Source organism: Nocardioides sp. GCM10030259, assembly GCF_042666375.1.
Taxonomy (GTDB): Bacteria; Actinomycetota; Actinomycetes; order Propionibacteriales; family Nocardioidaceae; genus Nocardioides.
In genome coordinates this window covers 160,527-176,404 of the sequence record NZ_JBHTDF010000002.1, presented here as the reverse complement: position 1 = coordinate 176,404, position 15,878 = coordinate 160,527, and the positions used below count along the sequence as shown (strand labels likewise).

Here is a 15,878-nt window from a genome sequence, read left to right as displayed (position 1 = left end):
CTTCTCAGCCCCCGACCAGCACGGGTCGCGCGGTCACCACGCGCAGCGACTGTGGGCTGCCCGTGATCGTCGCGGTGCCGGGCACGTCCTGCCACGGGCCTCCGTCGACGCGGAACTCCGCGGCGTAGGTGACGTCCACGCTCGGTGCCACGGCTCCCTTGTCGCGGTAGGAGTGGGTGATCTCCAGGTCCGGGTACGGCGCGCCCGGCGAGGTCGAGTCCAGCACCTCGCCGTCCCCGAACCGCCACCGGAAGCCCGCCGGCCAGATCCGCAGGTCCACCTGGCGGCCGAGCAGGGTCACGCTGCGCTCGAGCTCGCCCTGGTCGGTGTAGAAGTTCGTCTCGAAGTTCACCAGGGTGCGGCCGTTCGGGGGCTGGATGACCAGGTTGGCTTCGGGTAGCGGGACGCGCGCGAGAGCCCGGCTGACCAACCCGGGTGTCACATCAGGTGGGGCTTCTCCAGCAGGGATGTCACAAAAGACGGCCGGGTCAAGGTCAGTGGCGAGAGCGGTTCGGACGCATGCCGCATCCCAGTCGGAATCGCGGGGTGGCACAACGGGCGAGTGGTCGACATAAGAGGTGTGTTCGACATCCGGTGTACAGCGCTCGACCATGACGATCCTGACCTCCGCTTCGACCATCTGCTCCTCTTCGACGAGGGAGCACTCCGCGAACGCAGGGCCCGATGAAACTGAGAGCCAACTGGCGAGCAGCGCGAACAGGATCGCGATCCGAGTAGTCATTCGACGAATGCCACCAGACTGACCTTCATGCCAGTCGACACGGCGAACGTCATCATCACGTTGTCTGCGCTGAAGCGAATCGGCTCTGCGCCCGCTGAGGCATAGGACCTGCCACCAGCGATCTTCACCCCGGCATCGACCCGTATCTGCCTCGAGTTGGTCCGCACTTTGGCAGCGACCACTGTCCATCCGGCCGTTTCAAGATGCCCGCCCTCCTCGTAGACGTTCTCAATCGACTCGATAAAGGGCGAACAGCCCTGGCATCCGTTCGCTGTGAGAGCTCTTAGGTCGGATGTGTCGCCCGTGCTGAGAGCCGCATTGCGGGCTTCCACCCATGCCCGGACAACGTCTTCGGGGTTGTCGAACTCGGCGGCCTCGGTGGTGGTCGGCGACGAGGGGGCCTCGGACGAGGACGAGGGCGGCGCGAACTGGGGTTCGGGGTCGTCGTCGGAGCACGCGGCCAGGCAGAGCGTCGACACGAGGATGGCGACGACCGCCCAGGTACGGCTCACGGCGCCGATCATTCCCCGACCGCGGATTCCGCGAAACCGCGTCGCCGGATCCTGTGGAGAACTCAGGCGGCGAGGTCGAGGTTGATGAGGAAGTTGGTGAACTCGACCTCGAGGCGGGAGGCGGGGTTGGGCCGGGGGAGGCGGCGGGTGCCGGTGTGGTCCACGACGTAGTGGGCGCCGTGGGGGTCGCGCCAGAGGTAGATGCCGGGGAAGGGTTGCTGCACTTGCCAGCCCGGGGCGTGGGTCTTGATCCGGTGATGCGCGGTGGTCATGGGGCCGTAGTTGCCCACCCCGGTGGCACCGCCGGCGTCGAAGGGGACGGTGTGGTCGACCTGCATCTGTCTCGTGGTGCAGGTGGCGTAGGGGAAGGTGTCGGCCGGCGTCATCAGGTGCACGGCCTGTCTATGTCGGTCCGGGATCTCGTACGCATCGACCGGGGCCTGGCCGGCGAGGTCCAGTACGGGCTGGATCTTGAACCGAGCCTGCGGGCCGAGCACGGTCCGGACCCAGTCCTCGGTCACCGGGCCGTGGCCCTCGATCCGGGCGATCCCCTCACCGTCGGGCTGGCCGGGGCTGCCGGCGTACAGGTGCACGAAGAGCGTGACGGTGGGGAGCAGGTCCGCCAGGTCCACCTCGCCAGACGAGGTGGGGAGGTCGTGTCCGGTCATGAGGTGCAGGACGGTCAGCACGCGGCGTTCGTCGTCGGTGGCGTCCGGGAACACCGGCTTGAGGCGTGCTGCGCCGGCGGCGGTGGTGGCCTCGAGGGTGGCGATGGTGGCGGCGTCGGCGCGAACCAGGAACGAGGCCATGCCGTGGGCCTCGCCGTGCAGCCTCCGCGCGAACCGGGCCTGCGCGGCGCGTTCCTCGCGCTCCCGGGCGGTGTCGGGGTCGGCCTGGGCGACCTTCGCCTCGACCAGGACCTCGAACCGGGACCACGGGATCCGCCCGTCCGCGGACTCCACCACGGCGGCATCCACGAAAGCGGCTTCGGTTTCGGTGAGGTCGCGGGTCTTCGCGCACACGTGCCGCGCGTAGGACGCCCGGACTTCACCGGCCAGCACCCGGGTCCAGAGCTGGGGGTGGCGGTGGCGCAGGGCGTCGGCCATCAGCTGCCGCGCCGCATACGGGGACCGCCCGATCCGGGCGCCGAGCTCCGCGGCGGCGAACTCGGCCACCTCCGGCGTCCCCGCACCACCGAACCTCCGGGCCCTCTCGCGACCCGGCCTGCCGGCCTCGGCGGGGTCGAGCCGGTCCGGGGAGTGCAGCACCGCCCACTGGTAGGCGACCCGGATCAGCTCGGTCTCGGCGTCCCGGATGACGGCCGCGCAGTCGGTCGCGGCATCGAGGAGCTGCTCCTCGCTCATCGCGTCCAGACGCTGCACCACCGACATGTACACATGATATCGAACACATGTTCGTATCACAAGGTTGGTGTGCGTCGGTTATCCACAGATCGCCGAACGGTGCTGCCGCCGGCCCGGTGGCTCGGGGATGCTCCGTGGCATGAGGATCGCGGTCACCGAGCAGGCGCACGCCACGGCGGTCGAGGCGCTGGTGGGCGGCAACCAGCTGGCCGCGCAGACCGTGATGGGCCTCTCCGACCGGCTGGCCCCGTACGCGGGGATGGCTGGGGACGACTCCACCGCGACCGAGTTCGCCACCTCCTACGACGACGCCGCGGCCGGGTCGGTGGCGGCGGTCGGGTCGCTGGTGGGGGCGTTCGCGGCCCTGGCCGGACTGGTCGAGGCGTCCCTGGCCAACCACGCGCACGCCGAGGCCACCTCGGTCCTCCCCGGCTGGACCACCACGCATGTGGCGGCGCTGACCGCGGTGGACCAGTGCCATTGGGTGCGGGTCCCCGACCCACCCTCCTCCCTGGGCGCACAGACCGAGCCGCCGGGTGGCCCGGCCGGGCTCGTGCTGAACTTCCTCCAGGACGTGTTCTGGCCCAACGCCGACACCGACCGGGTCCGGGCCGCTGCCGGCACCTGGACCGCCACCGCCGAGGCGCTGGACCTGCTCGGCACCCACTGCGACTCCGCCGGCTACGCGCTCGTCGACGAACGCTCCCCGGAGATCCCGCTCGCCCTCGGCGTGCTCGCCGACCTCCGCGACCGCACCTCCGACCTCGCCGCCCAGCTCGGCGACCTCGCCACCGCGTGCACCGAGTACGCCGACGCCGTCGACCAACGCCGCCACCAGCTCGTCGAGCTCCTCGAGGACCTCGCCACCGAGCTCGCCGCCGGCGCCCTCATCGCCGGCGGCCTCACCTTCCTCTCCGGCGGCACCGCCGCCGGACTCGCCGGCGGAGCCGGCGCCGCCAAGCTCGCCACCGCCAGCACCAAGGCCCGCACCATCCTCGACACCCTCCGCGCCACCACCACCGCCACCGCCGCACAGACCCGCCCCATCGCCACCACCGCCGGCGACATCGGCGCCCACGCACAGAAGATCGCCCGCGCCCGCGTCATGCTCATGGAGGCAGGCGGACGACCGCGCCGCGCGTCACTCTCCCTCTCTGCACACGAGGGACCGACGCGAGGGCACACGTTGAAGAAGCACGTCGGCAAGTCCGATGAGCAACTCCTCAAACGACTGCAAGACGAGCCCGAGATCCCGATGTCGTCCTCGTTTGCCGATCAGGCAACTGCTGAACGCATGGTGAGCGAAGAGCTCGCGCGCCGGTCCGCCGACGTTGAGGCGTGGCTCGCTGGGAGCCGGCGGCGACTGATCCTGAACGATTGGGGACCTGGCATTGCCGGCCGTAGCGCAGCGCGAGACGGCATCGTCTCCGATGTGGAGGGGATTCGAGTGGTGTTGCAGCGAGATCCGACCATGCCGTCGGGATTCACGATCAAGACCGCGTTCCCGCAGCCGTAGGGTGTGTTCCATGAGCGAGCGACCCGCGCTTGAACAGTTGATGGGCGCGTACTTCCATCAGGACTGGAAGGACGACGGAACGGTCTGGGACGTCGTCGATCTCTTCGTGTCGCACGAACCGGAACTCGCACGTGCGCTACCTGACGAGGTCGAGAGCACGCTCACCGACAAGTCGACTGAACCGGAGCTCAAGGACTACGTGATCCGAGAGCTGGGCGCCTACTACCTGGCCGACGCGAGCGGTGGCACGTTCCGCGAGTGGTTGACCGAGATCGCGGACCGCGTCCGTACACCGGCAACCTGATCCCGGCGCCGCTCAGCCACGACACACCCTGACCCACGGGGCGCCGTGCGGGCGGCAACGGGGGAACCGACCGCACGGCGGCCGGTGGGCCAGGAAGCATCGGGCCCGGGACGTCGTACCAGCGGGCCGTGCGGCCGACCCGTTCGTACGACGTCCCGGACCCGATGAGTGACGGGTCACCGGACCTGCGCCTGCAGCCGGAGCATCTCGAACTCCACCTGTCGCTGCTGCTGCTGGCGCATGGCCGACAGCCGCTGGTGCTTGTCCTGGGTCGACATGGCGCGCCACGCCTGGTGGCGAACTCGCTGTCCGGTCCTCATGACGGTTCCTCTCGGTCAACGCCCGCCACCCTGGCGAGCACGCCCATCCTGCGGGCGCGCTCTTGAAGGTGGCTTGGAGTCGACTTGGAGGACGGTCAGGACTCGGGCGGGGCCATCCGTTCGTGCAGCCGGTCGCGCACCTGCTCCGGCGTGAGCTGCGCTCGTTGGCGCTGGTCGCGCGCGATGATGACCCCCGAGGCAGCGACACCGGCCAGACCGGCCAGACCGAGCACCTTCCACAGCTTCACGAGGAACCTCCATGACCTTGACCCTCGACCAGGCGGTCGACGTCACCCGCACCGGCGACCTGTGGCTCTTCCGCGGCCGCTCCGTCGCCGACCACGCTATCCGCGTCGTCACCAACGCGCCCGTCAACCACGTCGGGATGGCGGTGGTGCTCGACGACCTGCCGCCGCTGATGTGGCACGCCGAGCTCGGCAAGGGCCTTCGCGACGTCTGGACCGGCAGCCACCACCGCGGCGTCCAGCTCCACGACCTGCGCGAGGCGGTCGTCCAGTGGACCGGCCGCTACGGCCAGCAGGCCTGGCTCCGCCAGCTCGACGCGACAGTCACCCCCGAGATGGAGGACGCGGTGCTGCAGACGATCGCGCGGCTCGACGGCACGCCGTTCCCGTCCACCGCCAAGCTGGTGGGTCGCTGGGCGCGCGGTCGGGTACGCCGCCCCGCCGGCGCCGAGCTCACCTACTGCGCCGAGGTCGTGGCCGCGACGTACGCCGCCATGGGGCTGCTCGGCGACGACCGGCCCACCAACTTCTACGACCCCGGTCGCTTCTGGTCCGGCGACGACCTCGAGCTCCGGCACGGCGCCCGCCTGGGCGGCGAGATCGCGGTCGAGGTCTAGTCCAGGTACCGCCGAGCGACGACCCGCGGCTGGTCCACGATCCGCTCGGACTGGATCGCCCACGCGAGCCGCACAAGCTGCGCGTGCGACCACACCAACGGAGTCGCCGCCCTGGTGCCCTCCCCCGCGGGGCAGCAGGCGCGACCCGTCGGCGCCCGGCCGTCCCAGACCTGCTCCGAGATCATGTCGCTCTCGCCGGCGGCGGCCGCCATGGCGTCGAGGTACGGCGTGGCGTCCTCGCCCGCGGCGACGGCGTACTCACCGCGCTCACCGGTCAGGATCGGCCAGCCTCGGCCCAGCGTCCGTCCGGTGCCCGGATCGGTGATCACCCATTCGCCGCCGGCGCGGGTCTCGCCGTACCCGTCGCGCGTGAAGCGATGCCAGAACGGCCCGTTCGGCGTGTCCACCTTCAGCTGCTCGTCGACGACCGCCAGCGAGTTGACCACCGCCGGGTCGGTCGCCGGCAGGATGCCCAGCCGCACCAGCTCGACGAACCCCGCGTCGACGACGCGCCGCTGGTCGATCGACCTCGGGCCGCCGTCGCCCATCTCGTACGTCGTGCCGCGGTCGGGCCGGCCGTCCTTGGTCAGCCGCAGGAAGTACGGCGACTCCGACAGCGGACCGTTCCGCGTCACCGTGCGGGCCTTGACCCGACGCTCCCACCGGTCGGCGAACCGCAGCCACCGCTTCGCGAGGTCGCGCTCGCCCCGAGCGCGCGCGAAGTCGGCTGCGGCGACCAGACCGGCGATCTGGGTCGCCATCGAGTTCGGCGAGTAGCCCGACTGGTTCTCCCAGCGCTCCTGCGTCGAGTACGGCGCGCGCCGGCCCGAGTCGTGGTCGGTGAACGTCACGAGGAACTCCGCCGCCTTCCGCACCCCGCGCCACGTCGCCCGGTCGCGCTTGCCGGTCAGGTGGGCGAGCACGATCGGCAGCGCGACCTCGTCGAGCTGCAGCGACTCCCAGACAGGTGCGCCGCTGACGTCCGAGTTCTGCGGGAACGACCCGTCCCGGTTCTGCTGCGCGCCGAAGAGCCAGTCGACCGCCCGCCGCGCGGCGGCCCGGTCGCCCATCGCCCAGAGGGCGGTGGCGAACTGGTACAGGTCGCGCGACCACACCAGGTGGTAGGCGCCGGACGGCGACGACAGGTCCTTCACCTCGTTGCCCCACACCCAGGGCGCCGACGGCGAGGCGATGATCGCGCCGGGGTGCTGCTTGTCCTCGGCGGCGGCGAGCACGAGCGCGGAGGCGAGGTACTGGTCGCGCACGCCGGTCGCGCTGGCCGGCACGTCCTTCAGCGAGGCGAGGTAGCGGTGCCAGCCCCGGTCGTAGCCGTCCCGCACCTGCTCCCAGTCCACGTCCTGCGTCGCCTCGGCCGCGTCCGCCGCCCGGCCCGGCGTCGCACCCAGCCCGAGGGCGAGCGTCGCCACGAGCGGGTCGTCGGTGTCGGCCCGGCCCGCGATCCGGCCCACCTGGACGACGTTGCCCGGCCCGGCTGTACGGGCTGTCTCACCGAGCCTGCCGTCCCGGCGCAGCGCACGCCGGGGGTCGGAGGCGGTGCCGGCGAGGCCGCTCGCGGCCCGACCGAAGGCCGGCTGCGAGACCAGGTGCGTCGCGACCGTGCCGTCGGTCGCGGTCAGCGCCTTCCCGACGGTGCCGGCACTGTCGTCCTTGCCGCCGTTGGCGAGGGCGGGGTCGTGCACGGCGTACAGCCGGTACTGCCCGCCGTCGAGCGAGTCGAGGAGCACCCGCACCGCGACGGTGTCGCGGCGCGGGTCGGTGACGACCTCCTGCGTGACCACGTACCGCCCGGGATGGCCGCTACCCGTCATCTCGAAGCGCAGGCTCTTCGGGTCGGGGCGCCGCACCTCGACGTCGTACGACGAGGGCTCGTCGACGAACCCCTTGCCGACCACGACGAGGTCGAGCGCGCGCACGCTCGGCGTCGACAGGTCGGGGTAGAACACCTCGCTGACCCGGCCGCGCTGGAGCGTGAACCACACGTTGCTCCCCCGCGTGCGGGACGTGCCGAAGCCGGACTTGTCGGCCTCGGTCCAGGTCGATTTCGCGCCCCGCTCGGGGGCAGACGTGCCGATGGCCGCCGGAACGGGTCCGGCGGCCATCGGGAGCAGCGCGAGGGTGGTCGCGGCGGCGGCCACGGCCGCTACGCCGCCCGAGAGACGGATCGCCATGAGGGTCGGGTACCCGAGGACCCCCCGGCGAAACGGCGAACCGGCCGGGTCAGCCCTGCGCGCCCTGCGAACGCCAGTAGTCGTTGAGCGCCCGGTTGGTCTTAACGAACCACACGATCGCGCCGACGAGGAAGAACCAGCCCAGCAGCAGGTACCACAGGCCGGTGACGGCGGTGACCGGCTTCGGCTGGCCCTTGCGCTCGTAGAGCTTGCCCACCTCGTCGGAGGTGAAGAACGGCATCACGACGCTGACGAAGATCGCCAGGATCAGCGCGACGCCGCCGCCGAGCCCGGCGCCGGTGTGGCGCTTGAGCTCGTCGTGGGTCTTGTACCACCAGTACCAGGTGTAGAAGCCGAGGGTGACGATGCTCAGCAGGATGCACGTGCCGGTGCTGCGCACCTGGCCGACCGGACCGTCGGGCATCCCGCCCATCGGCGCCATCGGTGCGGCGGGCGCCGGCGTCGCGGGCGGCGGAGCAGCGGCGTACGGCGGCGGCGCGGCTGCCGGGTCGGGCGTCTGCTCGGGCGCCTGCTCGGGCGTCGGGTCGGGCGTAGACGCGGTGGGGTCGTTGCTCTCGGTCATGGTGTCCTCACATCTCAGGCGGACGGTCACCTGAGGTTAGTGGTCTCCGTGAGCGAGAGCAGGCTCATTGCGGGCATCGGCAGGTCCACGTCGATCCGCAGCACCCCGTCGTCGGAGGCGGTCACGGTGCGCTCCGGCTCGACCTCCTCCAGCCGGTCGGCCGCGCGCAGCTGCGCCCACTGCTCCTCGTCGGGCCAGTCCTGGCCGTCCGACCGGAGCCGGTCCCACGCCGCCGCGACGTTGGAGCGGTGCTGGTCGACGCGCTCGTGGCGCAGCGCGTACGTCGTACCCGGCGCGAGCCCCGTCACCTCGACGGTCACCAGGCGGCGGAGCGCCTCGCACCCGGCGGCCTTGGTCTGGTCGAGGGTGAGGTTCCAGAGCAGCACCGTCGTCTCGCTCGCGGACGTCGCGGCCAGGGCCTCGACGAGCGAGCCGCCGCCGTCGCCCGTCGGCGACACCAGGAGCCGTCGCGACCCGAGCCGCTCCAGCATCGCCAGCGCCCACCACCGCGGCTTGCGCAGCTCGCCCACCGTGCGGAGCCCGAAACCCCCGTGCAGCAAGGCCGGAGGCCGGCCGAGCTCCTCGAAGTGGTCGGACACCACCCAGTAGGAGAGAGCCGCGATGCGGCCCATCGCCGACGCCATCCCACGCAGCAGGAAGGTGCCGGCGAAGACCGCATCGCTGACCTCGTTGAAGTGGGTCGGCGTCACGCCCCACTCCGTCCACCAGATCGGCGTGCCCTGCCGGCCGTAGCGCGCGAGCGTCGGCCGGAAGTCCAGCGGTGGTGAGCCGTAGGTGTGGGTGGACACGAAGTCGACCGGCACGTCCGCCTCCTCGGCGTGGGCCAGCAGCTCCTCGACCCAACCGGCCGCGGCCGACGACGGCCCGCCGACCACGAGTCGCTCGTCGACGGAGCGGATCGCGGCGACGGTGACGTCGTACAGCTTGAGGTACTCCTCCGGCGTGCCCGACCAGAAGACCTCGAGGTTGGCCTCGTTCCAGACCTCGAACGACCAGTGCTCGACGACCTCGTCGCCGTAGCGCTCCAGCAGGTGCGCTGTCAGGTCGCGCACCAGGTAGTGCCAGCGCTCCCAGTCCTTGGGCGGCGAGACGATCGCGCCGTAGTCGAAGACCGTCTTCGTCGGGTCGCTCGCCAGGTCGCGCGGCATGAACGACACCTCGACGACGGGGTGCAGGCCGAGCGACCGGATGTGGTCGTAGACCCGGTCCACGCCCGAGAAGTCGTGGACGGGGACGCCGTCCTCCTCGCGGTAGACGCCGAGGTCGTCGCAGAGGATCGCGTGCGCGCGGACGTGGGTGACGCCGAGCTCCTCGTGGGCGGCCCGCAACGCCGCCGAGAGCTCCTCACCGACCACCCGGCCGCCGGTGGTGTCGGTCGACAGCGCGTGGGAGAGGTGCTCGGAGCCGATCATCGGCCGCCACGGGCGGTCGAGCTCCCCGAGGTCGGAGGCGGCGTCGACCGAGATGGTCACCGGCCCCGCGTCCTCCAGCGGCACCGCCGACACCGGAGCCGACAGCGGGCCCTCGACGTCCACGTCGGAGAGCGACGACAGGGCGTACCACCGCTCCGTCCCCGGCCGGCCCGTCGTGTCGACGTACGGCGGGTGCGGCACGGCCAGCACGTCGCGGCCGGCGTGGTCGAGCTCCTGCCAGGGGCCGCGTGGGCTCTCGGCGACGTGCACCTGGTAGCCGACGGCCCCGTCGACCGGCTTCCAGTCGAGCGTCACCTGCGACCCGCCCGCGACGGCGTACAGGCCGTCGGGCGGCGGGAGCGGCGGCGCGTTGCCCGCGAAGGCGACGCCGCTCCGCAGGCCGATGCGGGACTCCCAGTCGCTCCGAGCGTCCGTCATCGTGTGAAGACCTCCTGCTCCATCAGCGGGCGCAGCGTCTGCTCCATCGCGCCCCGGGCGACGTAGCGCCTCATGTCGTCGTCGGCCAGCGCGTTGCCGAGCGCCGCCATCACCATGCCCTGGTCGAGCGACAGGTAACGCTCGGACACCTGCCCGCTGCGCACCGCGACCGCGTCGTAGAAGCCGCCCCTGCCGTAGGCGTCGAAGTCGCGGGCGATCCGCGCGAGGTTGGCCAGCGCCGCCTGCGGCGCGTAGCGCAGCGCGAGGAACGACGCGTGCGGCGTCACCACGCCGTCGCCGTACGTCGTGGGCGGGGGCGAGCCCTCGCGGCAGCCCTCGTACGGCTGGTCCACGGTGGTGCTCTCCTGGTCTGTCGTGTAGCCGGGGCCGTCGAGTCCGAGCTGGTCGACGCCGTACTCGCGGTAGCCGCCGGCGGGGTTGTTGGAGGGCGAGAATCCCCAGTAGCCGTAGGCCGCCTCGTCGAGCCCGTGCTCGATCTGGCCCTGCACGTAGACGGAGTGGTTGCGGCCCCACGACCGCGGGCCCCAGGTCTCCTCGGGCACGAAGAGCGGCACCATCAGCGCCTCGAACATGCTGCCGCCCCAGGTCGGCACGACGTGGCTGCCGCGGTAGGGCAGCGCGCCCTCGAACACCTCGATGTCCTCGCCGTCCACGGCGTACGTCCGCCACTCCCCGACCGGCCTGGTCTCGGTCCACGACCAGTCGCAGCTGTCGGGGAAGGTGCGGAACGTGCCGTAGTAGTGCTTGCGCGGGATCTGGCCGGCGGCGATGCCGAGGTACGACGCGATCCGCGGCTCGGTGTTGAACGCGCCGTAGTGGTGGCCGGTGTACCAGACGTCGGCGCCCATGCCGCAGTAGTCGCCGGTGACGGCGGCCGGATCCTGGGGGTTCTCGTCCCAGAAGCCCCCGCGGATCTGGCCGCCTGCCACCGGCCCCCCGTTGCCTTCGGTCGCGTTGTAGTAGCAGCCGAAGTCCATGCCGTCCCGGATCGCGTCGGCGCGCTGCGCCAGGGACGGGTCGGCGCGCGAGACGAGCAGCAGCGCGGTCGCGAGCCAGCCGTTGTCGACGCTGGAGAGGAACGGCTTGATCGGGTCGCCGCTGTCGGGGAAGGTGCGCAGCTTCTCGCCGGTCGTCGGGGCGTACCAGTTGTAGAACATGCCCGACGGCTCGTGCCGATCGAGACCGGCCACCGTGTCGAGGGTGCGCGCCATCCGCCGGTGCGCCTCCCCGTGCGTGATGAAGCCGATGTCCCGGGCGGCAACGGTCGACCACAGGTAGGAGCCGATGTTGGTGGGCGAGGTGTACGCCGCGCGCGTCGAGCCGGCCAGGCTGGCGCCGACGTTGTCGGCGGGCAGTCCGGTGCGGCGCACGACCATCGCGCGCACCGATCGCCACGTGTCCGCGGCGTACCGCTCGAGCACGGCGCCGCGCCGCTCCGTCTCCAGGTCGGCCGGGACGCCCTGCCCGGGCGTGGGCACGCTCAGCCAGGCCGAGAGGCCGAGCGCGAGGACGAGGATGCGCACCGAGTTGCGCATGATCAGCTCCTTACTTGATTCCGGTCATGGCGATGCCCTGCACGATGTAGCGCTGCAGCAGCAGGAAGACGACGAGCACGGGCAGGACGACGACGACCGACCCGGCGAGCAGGAGGCCGTACTTCGTGGCGTTCTGGCCGACGGCGTAGAGCGCGAGCGCGACCGGCAGCGTGTACTTCTCCTCCGAGGTGGCCACCACGAGCGGCCAGAGGAAGTTGTTCCACGACGTGAGGAAGGTCAGCACGGCGAGCGTCGCGAGCGCGGGACCGCACAGCGGCATCACGACCCGCGCGAAGATCGTGAGCTCGCCGGCGCCGTCGACGCGCGCGGCGTGGATGAGCTCGTCGGGCAGGCTGAGGACGTACTGCCGCATCAGGAAGACGCCGAACGGACCGGCCAGGAACGGCAGGATCATCCCCGGCAGCGTGTTGGTCAGGCCGAGGTTGGTCGTGAGCACGAAGAGCGGCACGAACGTCACGACGCCCGGCACCATCAGCGTGCCGAGCACGACCAGGAACAGCACCCGCTTGCCCGGGAACTCGAGCTTGGCGAGCGCGTAGCCGAGCATCGAGCAGAAGACGACGTTCCCGGCCGTGACGACGAGCGCGACGATCGCGGAGTTCACGAAGTACGTCGGGAAGTCGAGCCGGGTGAAGAGCATCTCGTAGTTCTCCGTCGTGACGGTCTGCGGCCACCACGTCGGTGGGACCGCGCGGACCTCGGCCTCGGGCTTGAAGGACGACGTGAGCATCCAGACGAAGGGCAGCACGACGAGCAGCAGCCCGGCGGCGAGGACGGCGTACAGCCAGCGCGGCGTGCGGACCTGGACGTCGGCGGTGTCTCTCATGGGGTCAGTCCCTCTCCCGGAGCAGCCGGAACTGGACGAGCGTCAGCACCACGATCGCGAGGAACAGCAGGTAGCTCGCGGCCGCGGCGTACCCGTAGTTGCCGTAGCTGAACTGGTCGAACGTGAAGAAGGTGACCGACCGCGTGGAGTCCAGCGGCCCGCCCTTGGTCATCACGAAGGCCTCCTCGAAGAACTGGAGGTACCCGATGCCCGTGATCACCGCACCGAAGAGCAGCACCGGCCGCATCGTCGGGAGCGTGATGTGGCGGAGGCGCCGCCACGCGCCGGCGCCGTCGACCTCGGCGGCCTCGAGCTGCTCCTGCGGGACGGTCTGCAGGCCGGCCAGGAAGATCACCATCAGCGTGCCGAAGTTGCGCCACACGGCCATCACGACCAGCGACGGCAGCGCCGTCGTCGTCGAGTCCAGCCAGCCCGGCCCGTCGATGCCGACCCAGCCGAGCGCGGTGTTCAGCAGGCCGCCCTCGTCGCGGTAGATGTACTTCCACACCACCGACACGGCCACGATGCTGGTGACGACCGGCAGGTAGAACGCGACGCGGAAGAAGCCGCGCAGCCGGGCGACGCTGTTCAGCCCGACGGCCGCCAGCATCGCGACCGCCATGGTGAGCGGCACGCCGAGCACCAGGTAGAGCAGCGTGTTGAGGGTGACCTTGCGGAAGAGCGGGTCCTGCACGAGGTCGGTGTAGTTGGACAGCCCGGTGAACTCCACGGAGAACGGCGACCGCACGTCGGTGCTGCGCATGTCGGTGAAGCTCATGCCGAGGCTGGCGAGCACCGGCCCCGCCGTGAACACCAGGAACACCACGACGAACGGCGCGGACAGGATCCAGCCCGCGACGGCCTGCGACCGCCGGCTGGGATCCACGGCTCGCGCCGTGGCCTCGGGCGCTGCCCTGAGCATCGTCAGAGCCCGGTGCCGATCGACTGCGCCTCCGACTGCATCTGCTCGACGGCGTCGGTGCCGGACAGTTTCCCGCGAGCGGCCTGCTCGACCACGGAGTCGATCGCGGCGGCGACCTGCTCCCAGGTCGGGACGGACGGCGGCGACTGCGCGTCGCCGAGCTGCTCGCCGAACACCGCCAGCTGCGGGTCGTCGGCGAGGTCGCCGGTCTCCCACGCCTCGTGCACGGCCGGGAGGTCGCCGATCTCGTCGTACCAGTCCTGCTGCACCTCGGGGTCGCTGAGCCACTGGACGAGCTTCCAGGCGGCCTCGGGGTTCTGGGCGTCCTTGAAGACGGCGAGGTTGCCGCCGCCGACGAACGACGTGCCCATGCCGCCGTCGCGGCCGGGCATCGGCGCGACGGCGTACTGCTCCTCCTCGAGGCCGGCATCCTCGACGAGCCCGGTGTGCCAGGGGCCGGAGATGAACGAGCCGAGTGCGCCGTCGGCGAAGGTCGACTCGATCTCGCCCGGGTCGAGGGCTCGCGTCACCGAGAGGCCGTCCTCGTAGAACTGCGTGTAGAAGTCCAGCGCCTCCGCCATCTCGGGCGAGTCGAGCGTGTACTGCGTGCCCTCCTCGTTGGTCAGGGCCGCGCCGCTGCTCCACGCGAACGGCAGGTAGGTCTGCCACGAGCCGGCCTGCCCCGGCTGCAGGTAGATGCCGTGGGCCGCGCCGGCCTCCTGGAGGTCGGCGGCGAACTGGTGCAGCTCGTCCCAGCTCTTCGGCGGCTGGTCCCAGCCGGCCTTCGCGGCGAGGTCGGTGAGGTAGTAGAGGACGCGCGTCTCGACGTACCAGGGGACGCCGTACGACGTGCCGCCGACCTCGGTCGACTGCCAGGGGCCGGGGAAGAAGTCGGCCTCCTCGACGAGGCCGTCCGGCGTCGGCATCAGCCCGTCCGCCGCGGCGAACTCGCCCATCCAGGTCGTGCCGATGAGGCTGACGTCGGGGGTGTCGCCGCCCGCGATCGCGTTGGCGATCTTGTCGTGCGCGGCCTCCCAGGGGACGGCCGTGACCTTGACGTCGGCGTCGGGGTTGGCGTCCTCGAAGTCCGCGACGAAGTCGCCGAGCTCCTCGCCCTCGGTGCCCATCGCCCAGACCTCGATCGTGCCCGTGGCCTCGCCCTCGGCGATGGCGGTGCTCTGCGCCTCGCCTCCGGCGCCGGAGTCGTCGTCCCGGCCGCAGGCGGTGAGCACGAGGCTCGCGACGGCGAGCCCGGCCAGCATGGCGTGGGTGCGCTTCATTGATCTTCCTTTCGGAGGGTGGTGCCGCGGATCACGAGCTCGGTGGGGAGCACCTCGTGACGTGGGTGGGCGCGGACGCCCGTGATCAGCTCGTCGAGGAGCCGGGCCGCGGTGGCGCCGAGGTCGCGCATCGGCTGCCGCACGGTGGTGAGGCCGGCGTACTGCGCGGCCATCACGTCGTCCCAGCCGGTCACCTTGACCCGGCCGGGGATGTCGACGCCGGCGGCGCGCAGCCGGCCGAGCATGCCGAGCGCGAGCTCGTCGTTGGCGCAGACGAACGCGTCCGGCATGGCCCGGGTGAGGTAGTCGCCGACGATGTGGGCGCCGGACTGCTCGTCGAGGTGGTCGACGTGGTGGATCACCACGGACGCCCCGGCCCCGGGGGTGAGGCCCTCCCGGACCCCGCGCAGTCGCTCGGCCACGTCGGGGGAGGTCGAGGGATCCCCGACGAAGACGAGGCGGCGTGCGCCGAGGTCCAGGAGGTGTTCGGTGAGCGCGCGGGCGGTGCTGCGGTTGCGCGCGTTGACGGAGTCGACGCCGCCGACGGGCGGGCGAGCGATCAGGACGATGTTGGCCCCGCGGGTGGCGAGCCGCTCGACGGCGCGGTCGGAGACGGTGCGCCCGAGGATCACCAGGCCGTCGCAGCGCTCGGCCATGGCCAGGACAGCGGCCTCGGCGTCGTCGCGGCCTCGCGTCGAGAGGATCAGGACCGAGCGGTCGAGCTCGGCCGCGACCGACTCGTAGCCGAGCACGACCTCGGCGTAGTACGGCCCGGACAGGTCCGGGAAGACGATGCCGTTGGCGGCGTGCCGGCGCTCCGCGAGCTGACGGCCGAGGTGGCTGGGCACGAACTCCAGCTGGTCGGCGGCCGCCTGCACCCGCGCGCGGGTCTCTGGCCGGACGCCGTTGGAGTCGCGCATGACCCGCGAGACGGTCGCGATGGAGACACCGGCCTCCCGTGCGACATCGCGGATCGTGGCCCGCATCGACCTCACCTCCCGAGATGGGTG

At 71.6% G+C, this 15,878-nt stretch carries 16 protein-coding genes; 3 read left to right on the top strand and 13 right to left on the bottom strand.

What is annotated here, in order from left to right; all coding sequences use genetic code 11:
- Nucleotides 1–4: 4 nt before the first annotated feature.
- From ACFQQI_RS01170 to ACFQQI_RS01160, 3 genes are all read right to left on the bottom strand, one after another.
- On the bottom strand, nt 5–352 hold the full coding sequence (locus ACFQQI_RS01170; RefSeq protein WP_378556672.1) for a hypothetical protein: 348 nt from the start codon (nt 350–352) through the stop codon (nt 5–7).
- Nucleotides 353–738: 386 nt separating this feature from the next.
- Entirely contained in the window at nt 739–1,254 is a 516-nt protein-coding gene (locus ACFQQI_RS01165) for a DUF6318 family protein (protein WP_378556669.1), read from the bottom strand.
- A 62-nt stretch (nt 1,255–1,316) separates the two neighbouring features.
- Nucleotides 1,317–2,645, bottom strand: a complete 1,329-nt coding sequence (locus ACFQQI_RS01160; RefSeq protein WP_378556666.1) for a hypothetical protein — start codon at nt 2,643–2,645, stop codon at nt 1,317–1,319.
- A gap of 112 nt (nt 2,646–2,757) precedes the next feature.
- On the opposite strand from ACFQQI_RS01160, the gene ACFQQI_RS01155 reads away from it, so the two are divergent.
- On the top strand, nt 2,758–4,134 hold the full coding sequence (locus ACFQQI_RS01155; protein ID WP_378556663.1) for an RNase A-like domain-containing protein: 1,377 nt from the start codon (nt 2,758–2,760) through the stop codon (nt 4,132–4,134).
- A 10-nt stretch (nt 4,135–4,144) separates the two neighbouring features.
- On the top strand, nt 4,145–4,438 hold the full coding sequence (locus ACFQQI_RS01150; RefSeq protein WP_378556660.1) for a contact-dependent growth inhibition system immunity protein: 294 nt from the start codon (nt 4,145–4,147) through the stop codon (nt 4,436–4,438).
- 176 nt (nt 4,439–4,614) lie between these two features.
- On the opposite strand, the gene ACFQQI_RS01145 is transcribed toward ACFQQI_RS01150, so the two are convergent.
- On the bottom strand, nt 4,615–4,758 hold the full coding sequence (locus tag ACFQQI_RS01145) for a hypothetical protein (RefSeq protein WP_378556657.1): 144 nt from the start codon (nt 4,756–4,758) through the stop codon (nt 4,615–4,617).
- Between the two features lie 95 nt (nt 4,759–4,853).
- On the bottom strand, nt 4,854–5,006 hold the full coding sequence (locus tag ACFQQI_RS01140) for a hypothetical protein (RefSeq protein WP_378556654.1): 153 nt from the start codon (nt 5,004–5,006) through the stop codon (nt 4,854–4,856).
- Between the two features lie 11 nt (nt 5,007–5,017).
- On the opposite strand from ACFQQI_RS01140, the gene ACFQQI_RS01135 reads away from it, so the two are divergent.
- The gene (locus tag ACFQQI_RS01135; RefSeq protein WP_378556652.1) at nt 5,018–5,620 is read left to right on the top strand and encodes a hypothetical protein; all 603 of its coding nucleotides are present in this window, start codon (nt 5,018–5,020) and stop codon (nt 5,618–5,620) included.
- Here ACFQQI_RS01135 and ACFQQI_RS01130 read toward each other — a convergent pair.
- Genes ACFQQI_RS01130 through ACFQQI_RS01095 form a run of 8 tightly spaced genes read right to left on the bottom strand, consistent with a single transcriptional unit; the run spans nt 5,617 to nt 15,854 of the window.
- Nucleotides 5,617–7,809, bottom strand: coding sequence for a glycoside hydrolase family 15 protein (locus ACFQQI_RS01130; protein ID WP_378556650.1), 2,193 nt, complete (start codon nt 7,807–7,809; stop codon nt 5,617–5,619). The genes ACFQQI_RS01135 and ACFQQI_RS01130 overlap by 4 nt on opposite strands.
- A 49-nt stretch (nt 7,810–7,858) precedes the next feature.
- The gene (locus ACFQQI_RS01125; protein WP_378556648.1) at nt 7,859–8,392 is read right to left on the bottom strand and encodes a DUF4234 domain-containing protein; all 534 of its coding nucleotides are present in this window, start codon (nt 8,390–8,392) and stop codon (nt 7,859–7,861) included.
- Between the two features lie 26 nt (nt 8,393–8,418).
- Nucleotides 8,419–10,263 carry a glycosyl hydrolase gene (locus ACFQQI_RS01120; protein WP_378556646.1) on the bottom strand — a complete coding sequence of 615 codons (1,845 nt, stop codon included), beginning with the start codon at nt 10,261–10,263 and terminating at the stop codon, nt 8,419–8,421.
- Entirely contained in the window at nt 10,260–11,819 is a 1,560-nt protein-coding gene (locus ACFQQI_RS01115) for a glucoamylase family protein (protein WP_378556644.1), read from the bottom strand. Before ACFQQI_RS01115 ends, ACFQQI_RS01120 begins: the two co-directional genes overlap by 4 nt.
- A gap of 10 nt (nt 11,820–11,829) precedes the next feature.
- On the bottom strand, nt 11,830–12,666 hold the full coding sequence (locus tag ACFQQI_RS01110; protein ID WP_378556642.1) for a carbohydrate ABC transporter permease: 837 nt from the start codon (nt 12,664–12,666) through the stop codon (nt 11,830–11,832).
- A gap of 4 nt (nt 12,667–12,670) precedes the next feature.
- Nucleotides 12,671–13,588, bottom strand: a complete 918-nt coding sequence (locus tag ACFQQI_RS01105) for a carbohydrate ABC transporter permease (protein WP_378556640.1) — start codon at nt 13,586–13,588, stop codon at nt 12,671–12,673.
- 2 nt (nt 13,589–13,590) lie between these two features.
- Nucleotides 13,591–14,868, bottom strand: coding sequence for a sugar ABC transporter substrate-binding protein (locus tag ACFQQI_RS01100; protein WP_378556638.1), 1,278 nt, complete (start codon nt 14,866–14,868; stop codon nt 13,591–13,593).
- On the bottom strand, nt 14,865–15,854 hold the full coding sequence (locus ACFQQI_RS01095) for a LacI family DNA-binding transcriptional regulator (RefSeq protein WP_378556636.1): 990 nt from the start codon (nt 15,852–15,854) through the stop codon (nt 14,865–14,867). Before ACFQQI_RS01095 ends, ACFQQI_RS01100 begins: the two co-directional genes overlap by 4 nt.
- Nucleotides 15,855–15,878: the final 24 nt, after the last annotated feature.

Bases quoted from the DNA above. Each gene is read 5' to 3' on its own strand.
- ACFQQI_RS01120 (WP_378556646.1), bottom strand. From the start codon at position 10,263: ATGACGGACGCTCGGAGCGACTGGGAGTCCCGCATCGGCCTGCGGAGC.
- ACFQQI_RS01135 (WP_378556652.1), top strand. From the start codon at position 5,018: ATGACCTTGACCCTCGACCAGGCGGTCGACGTCACCCGCACCGGCGAC.
- ACFQQI_RS01115 (WP_378556644.1), bottom strand. From the start codon at position 11,819: ATGCGCAACTCGGTGCGCATCCTCGTCCTCGCGCTCGGCCTCTCGGCC.
- ACFQQI_RS01130 (WP_378556650.1), bottom strand. From the start codon at position 7,809: ATGGCGATCCGTCTCTCGGGCGGCGTAGCGGCCGTGGCCGCCGCCGCG.
- ACFQQI_RS01095 (WP_378556636.1), bottom strand. From the start codon at position 15,854: ATGCGGGCCACGATCCGCGATGTCGCACGGGAGGCCGGTGTCTCCATC.
- ACFQQI_RS01160 (WP_378556666.1), bottom strand. From the start codon at position 2,645: ATGTCGGTGGTGCAGCGTCTGGACGCGATGAGCGAGGAGCAGCTCCTC.
- ACFQQI_RS01125 (WP_378556648.1), bottom strand. From the start codon at position 8,392: ATGACCGAGAGCAACGACCCCACCGCGTCTACGCCCGACCCGACGCCC.
- ACFQQI_RS01145 (WP_378556657.1), bottom strand. From the start codon at position 4,758: ATGAGGACCGGACAGCGAGTTCGCCACCAGGCGTGGCGCGCCATGTCG.
- ACFQQI_RS01150 (WP_378556660.1), top strand. From the start codon at position 4,145: ATGAGCGAGCGACCCGCGCTTGAACAGTTGATGGGCGCGTACTTCCAT.
- ACFQQI_RS01110 (WP_378556642.1), bottom strand. From the start codon at position 12,666: ATGAGAGACACCGCCGACGTCCAGGTCCGCACGCCGCGCTGGCTGTAC.
- ACFQQI_RS01100 (WP_378556638.1), bottom strand. From the start codon at position 14,868: ATGAAGCGCACCCACGCCATGCTGGCCGGGCTCGCCGTCGCGAGCCTC.
- ACFQQI_RS01105 (WP_378556640.1), bottom strand. From the start codon at position 13,588: ATGCTCAGGGCAGCGCCCGAGGCCACGGCGCGAGCCGTGGATCCCAGC.
- ACFQQI_RS01155 (WP_378556663.1), top strand. From the start codon at position 2,758: ATGAGGATCGCGGTCACCGAGCAGGCGCACGCCACGGCGGTCGAGGCG.